At 69.9% G+C, this 10,997-nt stretch carries 14 protein-coding genes and 1 pseudogene; 6 read left to right on the top strand and 9 right to left on the bottom strand.

The genetic code is table 11. The features are described 5' to 3' along the window. Positions 1-301 (top strand): annotated as a pseudogene (locus tag ACI379_RS08355) (type I glutamate--ammonia ligase); the annotation flags it as partial. Positions 302-484: 183 nt separating this feature from the next. Here the strand turns inward: ACI379_RS08355 and ACI379_RS08350 are convergent. The 3 genes from ACI379_RS08350 to ACI379_RS08340 form a co-directional block, all read right to left on the bottom strand. Next, a complete protein-coding gene (locus tag ACI379_RS08350) occupies positions 485-949 on the bottom strand; it encodes a DUF5994 family protein (RefSeq protein ID WP_439791622.1) in 465 nt (154 codons plus the stop codon). Between the two features lie 53 nt (positions 950-1,002). Further along, positions 1,003-1,431, bottom strand: coding sequence for a DUF5994 family protein (locus ACI379_RS08345; protein WP_439791621.1), 429 nt, complete (start codon positions 1,429-1,431; stop codon positions 1,003-1,005). A gap of 188 nt (positions 1,432-1,619) precedes the next feature. Then, complete coding sequence (locus tag ACI379_RS08340; RefSeq protein WP_439791620.1) at positions 1,620-1,982, bottom strand: hypothetical protein; 363 nt, start codon at positions 1,980-1,982, stop codon at positions 1,620-1,622. Between the two features lie 130 nt (positions 1,983-2,112). On the opposite strand from ACI379_RS08340, the gene ACI379_RS08335 reads away from it, so the two are divergent. After that, on the top strand, positions 2,113-2,826 hold the full coding sequence (locus ACI379_RS08335; RefSeq protein ID WP_439791619.1) for a winged helix-turn-helix transcriptional regulator: 714 nt from the start codon (positions 2,113-2,115) through the stop codon (positions 2,824-2,826). Positions 2,827-2,850: 24 nt separating this feature from the next. Here the strand turns inward: ACI379_RS08335 and ACI379_RS08330 are convergent, their stop codons facing one another. The 3 genes from ACI379_RS08330 to ACI379_RS08320 form a co-directional block, all read right to left on the bottom strand. Continuing rightward, entirely contained in the window at positions 2,851-3,240 is a 390-nt protein-coding gene (locus tag ACI379_RS08330) for a DUF3841 domain-containing protein (RefSeq protein ID WP_439791618.1), read from the bottom strand. 21 nt (positions 3,241-3,261) lie between these two features. Then, a complete protein-coding gene (locus tag ACI379_RS08325) occupies positions 3,262-3,570 on the bottom strand; it encodes a hypothetical protein (protein WP_439791617.1) in 309 nt (102 codons plus the stop codon). 106 nt (positions 3,571-3,676) lie between these two features. After that, on the bottom strand, positions 3,677-3,892 hold the full coding sequence (locus ACI379_RS08320) for a hypothetical protein (protein WP_439791616.1): 216 nt from the start codon (positions 3,890-3,892) through the stop codon (positions 3,677-3,679). Between the two features lie 60 nt (positions 3,893-3,952). On the opposite strand from ACI379_RS08320, the gene ACI379_RS08315 reads away from it, so the two are divergent. Further along, complete coding sequence (locus ACI379_RS08315) at positions 3,953-4,510, top strand: GNAT family N-acetyltransferase (RefSeq protein ID WP_439791615.1); 558 nt, start codon at positions 3,953-3,955, stop codon at positions 4,508-4,510. A gap of 3 nt (positions 4,511-4,513) precedes the next feature. Here the strand turns inward: ACI379_RS08315 and ACI379_RS08310 are convergent, their stop codons facing one another. Both ACI379_RS08310 and ACI379_RS08305 read right to left on the bottom strand, forming a co-directional pair. After that, a complete protein-coding gene (locus tag ACI379_RS08310) occupies positions 4,514-4,726 on the bottom strand; it encodes a dodecin (protein ID WP_439791614.1) in 213 nt (70 codons plus the stop codon). Positions 4,727-4,778: 52 nt separating this feature from the next. Next, the gene (locus ACI379_RS08305; RefSeq protein ID WP_439791613.1) at positions 4,779-5,975 is read right to left on the bottom strand and encodes an acyl-CoA dehydrogenase family protein; all 1,197 of its coding nucleotides are present in this window, start codon (positions 5,973-5,975) and stop codon (positions 4,779-4,781) included. Here ACI379_RS08305 and ACI379_RS08300 point away from each other — a divergent pair. Continuing rightward, complete coding sequence (locus ACI379_RS08300) at positions 5,974-6,540, top strand: TetR/AcrR family transcriptional regulator (RefSeq protein ID WP_439791612.1); 567 nt, start codon at positions 5,974-5,976, stop codon at positions 6,538-6,540. The genes ACI379_RS08305 and ACI379_RS08300 overlap by 2 nt on opposite strands. Before the next feature lie 98 nt (positions 6,541-6,638). Here the strand turns inward: ACI379_RS08300 and ACI379_RS08295 are convergent, their stop codons facing one another. After that, positions 6,639-8,813 (bottom strand): glutamine synthetase III family protein, encoded by a 2,175-nt coding sequence (locus ACI379_RS08295; RefSeq protein ID WP_439791611.1) that lies wholly within the window; start codon positions 8,811-8,813, stop codon positions 6,639-6,641. Between the two features lie 289 nt (positions 8,814-9,102). Between ACI379_RS08295 and ACI379_RS08290 the strand changes: the two genes are divergently transcribed. Beyond that, positions 9,103-9,456 carry a YciI family protein gene (locus tag ACI379_RS08290; RefSeq protein WP_439791610.1) on the top strand — a complete coding sequence of 118 codons (354 nt, stop codon included), beginning with the start codon at positions 9,103-9,105 and terminating at the stop codon, positions 9,454-9,456. Positions 9,457-9,549: 93 nt separating this feature from the next. Then, a complete protein-coding gene (locus ACI379_RS08285) occupies positions 9,550-10,818 on the top strand; it encodes an RNA polymerase sigma factor (RefSeq protein WP_439791609.1) in 1,269 nt (422 codons plus the stop codon). Positions 10,819-10,997: the final 179 nt, after the last annotated feature.

Below are 10,997 nucleotides of genomic sequence, written 5' to 3'. Positions count from 1 at the left end.
GTTCTCCGCGCTGCTGCTCGCCGGCATCGACGGCATCAAGAACAAGATCGAGCCGGCCGACCCGATCGACAAGGACATCTACGAGCTGCCGCCGGACGAGATGGCGGAGATCCAGCAGGTCCCCACCTCGCTGGGTGCCGTGCTCGACGCGCTCGAGGACGACCACGACTACCTGACCGTCGGCAACGTCTTCACGCCCGACCTGATCGAGACGTGGGTCGACTACAAGCGCACCCAGGAGATCGAGCCGGTGCAGCAGCGGCCGCACCCGCACGAGTTCGAGCTCTATTACGACATTTGATCCATAGGGGCAGGTCAGCGGCGCCATCTGGCCGCTGCTGTCCGATCGCTGTCCTGACCAGCAGCACAGGAGCCCCGTCAGCCACTCCGCTGACGGGGCTCCTTCGTCATTCTCAGGCCTCCGCGTAGCGCTTGTGGAAGGCCGGAGCAACCATTCTGCATCCGATTCCCGAGCCCCTCGCCCTCACTCGTGGCTGCCAGCGTGGTCGTCCCAGACGGCGTTCCCGATGTGGCTCTGGTCGGGCCCGGACAGGCCGAGGAGCGTGCTGGGCGAATCAGTGTTGCGGTCGTCGGCTGCTTGCTGCATCGCTTCCCAGGCAGCGTCAGGGTCGGTGTCGTGCGGGACGACCAGCAGACGAAGCCGCTGACCCGAGACCATCTTCACGACCATCACGTGCGTGTCGTCGCTCGGGAAGGAGACGACCTTCACCAGGCCGCGAGCAGCCCGGATCTCGTGGCGGCCCCGGCCACCGGGGCCTCCGTCCCAGTCGGGTCGGGAGAACAGCAGGAGCTCGATCCGGCCGATGCGGTCCGGGAAGTGGTCGATGAGGTCGGCTGCCTCCGTCTCGAGGTCCCGGGACTGGGGCCACCACGCGCCGTCGACGGGGCCCGACTGGAAGCTGTTGTCGAGCAGGAGACGCAACGGCACTCGGGCTGTCCCCAGACGTGTCGCGGGCCGACGCGTGAACGACGTCGAGCCACTCACCACGAGCCCCCGTCGTCGCTCCAGCGCCCATCCGACGCAGAGTCAGGAAGCGCAGCGGCCTGGTGGAGGATCTCGAGCGCCGTGTGCGCGTTCCCCGGGTCGGCCGAGGCACGAAGCGCCTCGTCACCCTGGTCGGAGCTGAAACCTGGCGGCACGACCAGGACGTGGAGCTCCGTGCGGTCGGACGTCTTGAGGTGGATGAGGTGAGTGTCGTCGTGGGGGAAGGCACCGACCTTCACGCGACGACCTTCCACGGGAACGATGCGCGGATGCGCGTCCCAGTCGGGCGGGGACACCCACACGCGGGCCACACGCCCCGACGCCTCGGGGAAGTGGTCGACCAGGTCGGCCAGCTCCACGGCCAGGTCCCGGCTCTGCGGCCACCAGCCGCCGTCGACCAGGTGCGTGACCCCGTGCTCGGTCATGCGCAGCCGCAACGGTGTGCGGTCCGACGACGCGGGAACGGTCTCGTGAACAGGAACCTTCGACGTCACCATGACGTCCGCCTCTCGACCGGCGACCGGTGTCCGGATGGAGGCCTCATCGCCGGTCAGTCACCACCAACCTACGCCTGGGCACCAAAGCAGGTGGCGGGGCCGTCGGCGTACCTGGGTCAGTAGCTGAACGTGGTGGCTCCCTCGTCGCCGATCCACTCCCACATCGGCACGGTCCCACCGGGGCTCGCCGTCGGGATCAGATCTCCCGCCGACACCTTCTTGGCGTCCAGGCAGATCGGGCAGACGAGGTAGGTGCCACCCGCTGCGGCGTAGCGGTCCATGAGCGACTCCAAGGACGGGCAGCCCTGGCAGCCCACCGCGGTCGCCACGCCCCGAACAGCCAGGCGTACGGCCTCCTTGGTGAGGAACATCAGCGTGTCCCGACCCGACTCGGCCGCCCCGACGGCGACGAGGAACGCGACGGTGACCTTCTCGGCGTCCTCCAGCCCCGTGGTGAGTGAGATGACTGCTTTCGACATGTAGCGCTCCTTGGCCTCGCACGTCCACCGGGCGACGGACGCTGGTGCCTCCACGGCACCACTCGAAGAGGACAGGGCGCACTCCTGGATCTGTAGTGACAGGGCGCACCCACGGCCGTACCGTCGAAGGATGTCCGGGTACGGCCAGTTCTGCCCCGTCGCCAAGACCGCGGAGCTGGTGTGCGAACGGTGGACGCCCTTGGTGCTCCGCGAGCTGATGTGCGGCTCCACACGGTTCGGCGAGATCCAGCGCGGGGTTCCCCTCATCTCCCCCAGCCTGTTGTCCAAGCGGCTCCGACAGCTTGTCCGCGCTGGCGTCGTGGAGCACACCGGCACCGGCCAGACCAGCACGTACGCCCTCACCGCCGCCGGCTGGGAGCTGTACCCGCTGATCCAGGCGATGGGGGTCTGGGGACAGCGGTGGGCGCGCAGCGACTACGGACCGGACGACCTCGACCCCAGCCTGCTCATGTGGGACATGCACCGGATGCTGCGCCCCGGCGGCCTGTCGGAGGACGCCCGGGTCGTGATCGAGTTCAAGATCCGCGACGCGGCACCGCGCAGGTCGACGTACTGGCTGGTCGTCGACGACGCCGTCGACCTGTGCCTCGTCGACCCCGGCCACGACGTGGACCTGCGCGTCAACACCGGCCTGAGAACCCTGACGGAGGTGTGGATGGGCGACCGCACCATGCGGGAGGCGCTGGGCACGGGGCTCGTGGAGCTGTGGGGCCCGCCCCGGCTGACCGACCGGTTCCCGGACTGGCTGGGCCACCATCCCGTGCTGGGCGCCATCGAGCCGGTGGCGCACCGTGAGAGCGGCGATTCCGCGGCCGCACCCTGAGGCGCATGCCTTGAGTCGCAGCCCTCACCTGATCCGGGTCACCCTGACCACGTCCTCAGCCCGGATCTCGTGGACCACGGCCTGGACGTACTCGTCACGGTCCCACTGCGAGCGGTCGAAGACGCCGAGCCAGGATGTCTCGATCTCGGTGCGCAAGTCATCGGGCCACGCCCTGACGTCCTGCATGCCGGAGTTGGAGAACCCTGCTGCGCTGACCCGCGCGGCAAAGTCCTCGATCATCGGCTCCGCGCGCGCCCACCACTCGTCGTTGTCCTCGCCGGCCGTGACAGGGACAAGGAGCGACGAGTTGAGCACGCAGTGCCAGTCGTCGAAGCCGGAGAGCAGCACCCGGTCGCACGGCACCACGACTTCCAGGAGGACCTCTCCCCTGTTCTGCGCGGCCGAGTACCGCACCTCCCCGCGCCGCTGCCAGGCCTACAGCCACAGCATTCCCGGCCCGCAGGTGGTGAGCCGGCGATCAGCCTCGCCCTGCATCCACGCGTAGGCGCCCACGAAGTCCTCCTCGACGAGGGACGGGTCGCCTCGCAGCGACCCCGTCCCGGCGAGGATCGCGTACGCATCCTTGGTCTGCGTCGTCCACATCCGGATCGGGTCCCCGTCGAGGTTGCCCATCCAACGACTGCCCACCGGGTTCACCACCCGCCACGGCCTGCGCGCGGGCATCTCCTCGTACGACGGGAGTCTCCTCGTCTCCGACCCGCTCTCCGGCGATGTCCACTTCATCTGCCACACCTCCGCGCCGCAGGCTAGGTGGGGCCACCGACACTCCTTCGAGGACGGCCCATCGGCTCCCTTGGAACACCGGAAGTGTCAGTCCCCGGTGGCATGGTCAGCCGCAGACCGACACGCGTGCGACCGACCCTGCTGAGAGCGAGATGCCGATGCTGCTTCCACCCGACGACTCCGAGACGGAGCCGTACGACGTACCGCGCGGCACCTGCCCGACCTGTGGCTCGGGCGACGTGGCGCACCTGATCATCGGGATGCCGGCGAGCTTCGAGGACACCCAGTCGGGGCCGGACTGGGTGCACTGGGTCGGCTGCATCCCTCCGGGCTACGACCGGAGGTGTCACGCGTGCGACGCGACCTGGGAGGTTCACCCACTGTGAGCGACCTCGTCATGAGGCGCCGGGTACCCAGCGACCTCGACCCGCTGGCCGAGGTGCTGTTCGCCCAGCAGCCGCGCAGCCGGTACCCGTTCCGCGACCCACTCCCAATCCCCGTCCGCGACTTCCTGCACGCCGACGACGCAGGTGGGGCGTGGACGGCCGCGCTCGACGGCCACCCGGTGGGACACGGCTCCTGGACCGCCCCTTCCGGCGGGTCCGCTGACGCCGACGCGGTCAACGCGGCGTGCGCGGAGGCGTACGGCTGCGAGGTCGCCCAGCTCGCCTGGGTCGGCGCCCTGTTCGTCGGCGAACAGGCGCGCGGGCTCGGAGCGGGACGGCACCTGCTCGACGCCGCGGTCACCGACATCCGCGCCCACGGCCTGCACCCGTGCCTCGAGGTGCTCGCCGTCCACCCCGCGGCCCACACCCTCTACGTGGCCTCGGGCTGGCACGAGGTCATGACGTTCCGGCCCGCGTGGCTGCGCGCGGCCGCCGGGGACGAGGCCCCCGACGTACGGGTGATGGTGCTGCCCGACAGAGACCCGGAAACCTGAGCCTCAGCCCTCCTCGATGCGGAACCCCAGTTTGAGCCCGACCTGGAAGTGCTGGACGGCCCCGTCCGCGACCTGCCCCCGCACCTGGGTGACCTCGAACCAGTCCAGGTGGCGCACGGTCCGGGCGGCCTGCGCTATGCCGTTGCGGATCGCCTCGTCGATGCTCTCCGGGGACGTGCCCACGATCTCTGTGATGGCGTACGTGTGGTTGCTCATCTCTCGACGCTAGACCCGTTCGGCCGCCACGAGAAGGGGCACGACCCGGCCGTCAGCGGTACGCAGACTCCCCCGTCAACGCCTGGCCGATGATCAGCTGGTGCACCTCGCTGGTGCCCTCGTACGTCAGCACCGACTCCAGGTTGTTGGCGTGCCGCAGCACCGGGAACTCCAACGTGATCCCGGCCGCGCCCAGGATCGTCCGGCACTCCCGCGCGATCGCGATCGCCTCCCGGACGTTGTTCAGCTTGCCCAACGAGATCTGCTCCGGCCGCAACGCGTGAGCGTCCTTCAACCGGCCCAACTGGACTGCCAGCAACATCCCCTTGCCCAGCTCAAGCGTCATGTCGGCCAGCTTGGTCTGCGTGATCTGGTACCCCGCCAGCGGCTTGTCGAAGATGGCCCGCTCCCCGGCGTACCCGATCGCCGTCTCCAGGCAGTCCCGGGCCGCGCCCAGCGCACCGAACACGATGCCGAAGCGCGCCTCGTTGAGGCACGACAGCGGCCCCGTCAGACCCCGCACCTCCGGGAAGGCCGCCGAGGCCGGCAGCCGCACCTCGTCGAGGACCAGCTCGGAGGTCACCGACGCCCGCAGCGACAGCTTGTGCTTGATCGCCGGCGCCGAGAAGCCCGGCGTACCCGTCGGCACCACGAACCCCCGCACCCCGCTCCCGGGCCGCGCCGGGTCGCCCTCGTCGGTCTGCGCCCACACCACGGCCACGTCCGCGATCGACCCGTTCGTGATCCACATCTTGTTGCCGGTCAGCACCCAGTCGTCGCCGTCGCGCCGCGCCCGGGTCCGCATGCCCCCCGGGTTGGAGCCGAAGTCCGGTTCGGTCAGCCCGAAGCAGCCGATCGCCTCACCCGCGGCCATCCGCGGCAGCCACTCCTGCTTGTGCTCCTCGCTCCCCCACTTCCAGATCGCGAACATCGCCAGCGACCCCTGCACCGAGACCAGCGACCGCAGCCCCGAGTCGCCCGCCTCCAGCTCCAGGCAGACCAGCCCGTACGCCGTCGCCGACGTCCCCGCGCAGCCGTACCCCTCCAGGTGCATGCCGAGCACGCCCAGCTGACCCAGCTCGCGGGCCAGCTCGCGCGCCGGGATCTCACCGGACTCGTACCAGTCCGCGATCTGCGGCCTCACCGACCGCTCCACGTACGCGCGGACCGTGTCGCGGATGGCGCGGTCCTCCTCATCGAGCAGCGAGTCGATCGAGCGCCAGCTGCTCGACGCTGCCGCACGGCTCATGGAGCGGGAGGGATCCGAGGCGGTGTCGATGCAGGCGCTGGCCGCCGAGGCCGGGGTCAGCGTGGGCCTGATTTACCGCTACTTCGGCAGCAAGGACGACATCCTGCTCGCGGTGATCACCCAGGTCCTCGACGCCTTCGCCACCCAGGTGCCCGCCGCGATCGAGGCAGCCGGCGACGACCCCGTACGCCGCGTGGCTGCCGCCTTCGGGGCGTACTGCCGGGTGATCGACGAGCACCGTCACGCCGCCGTGCTCACCTACCGCGAGTCCAAGTCGCTGGACGCCGACGGCCGCGCCCGGATCAAGCGGCTCGAGGTGGAGACCAGCCAGCCACTGCGCGCCGTCGTCTCCGAGGGGATCGACGCCGGGGTGCTGGTCAGTGACGACCCCGACCTGGTCGCGTACAACCTGCTCCTGCTGGCGCACGCGTGGGCGCTGAAGCACTGGTACTTCGAGCAGACGAAGAACCTCGACTCCTACATCTCCGCCCAGCTCGCCCTCGCCCTGCGCGCCGTCGTTGCGCCGGCGCACCAGCAGGAGTACGCGGACCTGCTCGGCGGCTGACCGACCCGGAACGTGCGACGCCCCGCCTGCCACGGGGGCAGGCGGGGCGTCAGGGTCTCGACAGGCTCGAGCAGCAGGTCGGCTCGACCGTCAGGCGGTCACTTGATGAAGAGCATCTCGCGGTACTTCGGCAGCGGCCACGCGGCGTCGTCGACCTCGGCCTCGAGGGCGTCGGCGTACACGCGGGCCTGGTCCATCAGGCCACGGATCGTGGTGGCCGAGTGCACCATGTGCGCCTCGGTGTCGGCGAAGTCGTGGCGCTCCAGCTCGGTGGCCAGCTCACCCACGGTCGAGAGCAGCAGGTTCGCGTTCTCGGCGATGACCTTGACCTGGGTGGTGTCGAACGAGGCGCCGAGGCCCTCGACGGCGGTGAAGGTGGCGGCCAGGTCGGCGGCGTAGCGCAGGGCGGCCGGGTAGATCACCGTCTTGGCCATGTCGATCACCAGCTTCGCCTCGACGGCGACCGAGTTGATGTACTGCTCGGAGTAGACCTCGTAACGGGCGTTGAGCTCGACCGCCGACAGGACGCCGGTCTTCTCGAACAGCTCGACCACCTCGGGCTCGGTGAACACCGGCAGGGCGTCCGCGCTGGTCGGCAGGTTGCGCAGGCCACGCTCGGAGACCGCAGCCTCGTGCCACTCCGACGAGTAGCCGTCGCCGCCGAAGACCGCAGCACCGTGCTCCTGCATGAGCTCCTGCAGCACCACCGCCACCGCCTCGGCCACGGTCTTGCCGGCCTCCAGCTGGACCTCGAGCTTGTCGCCGATCCAGGTGAGCGAGTCCGCCAGCATCGTGTTCATCGCGACGAGCGGACCGGAGACCGACTGCGAGGAGCCGACGGCGCGGAACTCGAAGCGGTTGCCGGTGAACGCGAACGGCGAGGTGCGGTTGCGGTCGCCCGGGTCGCGGGTGAAGTTGAGGATCTGCGACAGGCCCAGGTCCATCTCGCCACCGTCGGAGGAGACGGAGACCTTGCCGTTCTTGATGTCCTCGAAGACGGCCTCGAGCTGGTCGCCCAGGTAGACCGACAGGATCGCCGGCGGGGCCTCGTTGGCGCCCAGACGGTGGTCGTTGGAGGCGGTCGCGATGACCGCACGCAGCAGCGGGCCGAACTTGTGGACGCCACGGATCACGGCGCCGCAGAAGACGAGGAAGTTCAGGTTCTGCTCCGGGGAGGTGCCAGGGTCGAGCAGGTTGCCCTGGGTCTCGTTGCCCACCGACCAGTTGACGTGCTTGCCCGAGCCGTTGAGGCCGGCGAACGGCTTCTCGTGCAGCAGGCAGACGAAGCCGTGCTCCTCGGCGGTGGCCTTCAGCGTGGTCATCACCAGCTGCTGGTGGTCGGCGGCGATGTTGGCGGCCTCGTGGTACGGCGCGATCTCGAACTGGCCGGGCGCGACCTCGTTGTGGTGGGTCTTGGCGGGGATGCCGAGGCGGTACAGCTTCTCCTCGACGGCCTGCATGTAGACCTGCACGCGCTCGGGGATCGCACCGAAGTAGTGGTCGTCGAACTCCTGGCCCTTGGCCGGCGGCGCGCCGAAGAGCGTACGGCCGGCGAGCATCAGGTCGGGGCGGGCGTTGACGAAGTGCTGGTCGACCAGGAAGTACTCCTGCTCGGGGCCGCAGGAGGCGTTGAGCGGGGCGACGTCGGTCTCGCCCATGAGCGCCAGCACGCGGCGGGCGGCGGCGTCCATCGCGGCGTTGGAGCGCAGCAGCGGGATCTTCTTGTCGAGCGACTCACCGGTCCACGACATGAAGACGCTGGGGATCATCAGCGTCGCGCCGTTGGCGGTGTGCTTGATGTACGCCGGGCTGGTCGGGTCCCATGCGGTGTAGCCGCGGGCGGCGTTGGTCATGCGGAGGCTGCCGTTGGGGAACGAGGAGCCGTCCGGCTCACCCTTGATCAGGAGGCTGCCGGTGAACTCCGTGATGGCGTGGCCCTCGGAGTTGGTGATGATGAAGCCGTCGTGCTTCTCGGCGGTGATGTTGGTCAGCGGGTAGAAGACGTGCGAGAAGAAGTTCGCACCCTTCGACATCGCCCAGTCCTTCATCGCGGCGGCCACGATGTCGGCGGTCGCCTTGTCGAGCGGCTCGCCCGTCTGGACCGTCTTCCGGACCGCCTTGAAGGCGTTCTTGGAGAGCTTCTCCTCCATCGTCGCGAGATTGAAGACGTCGCACGCCCACGTGTCGCTCAGCGGGCGGACCTCGCAGGTGTCCGCGGAGGTCCGGTTGAGGACCTCGGTGATGGCCAGGTTGCGCACTCCATTGGCGGTCATGGTTACCAGCTCACATTCTCGGGACGATCGATGAGGAGAACGTAGAGGGGCCATGTTTCCCGTGCCGTACCGATTGTTTCGGCTGTGTTACCGAGTGCGGGACAGGTCCGTCGCGCACGCCGAACCTGCGTGCGCGACGTGTGACCGACGTCACTCACACCGCTGAGGGACGCGACCGCGCAACCTGCAAAATTCTTTCACGATCCGATGTCGAGGACGGACGATGGCGTTCGACGTCTGTACGAACCGGCCGCCGAGAAGCGGTGGCCGCACACGTGAGGAGCAGGTCATGCCGCGTTTCATGGGTTTCGTGAGGATGGAGGAGAACATCGGGACGCCGCCGCAGTCCCTGTTCGAGGCGATGGAGGCCCACATCGGTGAACGCGCCGCCTCGGGCGTCTTCCTCGACGGCGGCGGGCTGTACGGCACCGAGGACGCCGTGAACTTCGTCGTCGAGGGCGGGAGGACCACGCGGGTCGACGGGCCGTACGCGGAGGCGAAGGAGATCGTCGGCGGCTGGTCGCTCCTGCAGTACGACACCCTCGAGGAGGCTGTCGCCGACATGGAGGTCTTCGCCGAGCTGCACGCCACGCACTGGCCCGAGGTCAAGGTCGTCTCGACGCTGCGGCAGATCTCCGAGTAGCAGTCGCGCTGGTCAAGACCTCCCGCTGGTCGAGCCTGTCGAGACCCCGGTCTCCCACGCTCGACCCGCGGGCGGCGGCCGTACGCTGGCCGCATGGCCACCCCCACCGCCGAGGCGATCACAGCCGTGTGGCGCGAGGAGTCTGCGAGGCTCGTGGGAGCGCTGACCCGGATCACCCGGGAGCTGGACCTGGCCGAGGACCTCGCCCAGGACGCGCTCGTCGCCGCTCTGGAGCAGTGGCCGCGGGACGGCGTACCGGCCAACCCGGCGGCGTGGTTGATGACGACCGCCAAGCGACGCGCTGTCGACACGTTCCGTCGGGCCGAGGTGCTGCGGCGCAAGACGGCCGAGCTCGGCCACCTGACCGAGGAGGGGGACCCCATGGGCGACCTCACCTCGCAGGTGGACCTCATCGACGACGACGCCCTGCGCCTCATCTTCCTGTGCTGCCACCCGGCGCTGACCCCGGAGTCGCGCGCCGCCCTGACCTTGAGGCTGGTGGGCGGGCTCTCCACGGCCGAGATCGCGCGGGCGTTCCTCTCCACCGAGACGACGATGGGCCAACGGATCTCCCGGGCCAAGCGGACGCTGACGCAGGTCCGCGCCGAGTTCGAGCTGCCCGTCGGCGCGGAACGTCTGGCCCGCCTCGACGACGTGATGGCCGTCATCTACCTGGTCTTCAACGAGGGGTACAGCGCCACCGCCGGCAACGACTGGACACGCCCGGAGCTGACCGGCGAGGCGATCCGGCTGGCCCGGATGCTGGCCGCGCTCGTGCCGGACGCACCGGAGGTGCACGGCCTGCAGGCACTCCTCGAGCTGCAGGCCTCCCGCCTCCCCGCACGCACCGACGCCGACGGGCGGGCGGTGCTCCTCGACGACCAGGACCGCAGCCGCTGGGACGCGCTGCTGATCCGTCGCGGCCGCGCCGCACTGGCCCGCGCCGAGGAACTCGCCCACCGGGGAGCCCCGGTGGGCACGTACGTCCTGCAGGCATCCATCGCAGCCGAGCACGCGCGGGCGGCCACGGCGGAGGAGACGAACTGGCGGCGCATCGCGTCGCTGTACGACGCGCTCGCCACGGCCGTCCCCGGACCGGTGGTGGAGGTCAACCGGGCCGTCGCCCATGGGCGGGCCCACGGTCCCGAGGCCGGACTGGCGGTGCTGGACGAACTGCCGGCCGACGCACTCGGCGGATCCCACCTGCTGCCCGCCGTACGCGGGGACCTGCTGGAACGAGCGGGGCGGTACGCCGACGCGGCGGCCTCGTTCACGGAGGCAGCCGCGCTGACCCGCAACGAGAGCGAGCGTGCGGTGCTGCTCCGGCGGGCCGAGGCCTGCGGCCGTACGCCCGGTGGTTGAGCCTGTCGAAACCACTGGTCTACTGCCCGCCCCGAAGTGTCAGAGGTCGTCCCTAGCGTTGCACTCATGTTCGAGACGACCGCGACGACAGGCACCCCGGTGGAGGACCTCTCCACCGGCGGGTTGCTGGCGCGTGCTCGGGCATCCTCAGCCGCTGCACAGCGCGCGGAGGCTGAGGT

The organism is Nocardioides sp. (assembly GCF_051876515.1).
GTDB lineage: Bacteria > Actinomycetota > Actinomycetes > Propionibacteriales > Nocardioidaceae > Nocardioides.
Note: the sequence above shows the minus strand (reverse complement) of the source record. Positions and strands in the feature narration are given on the sequence as shown.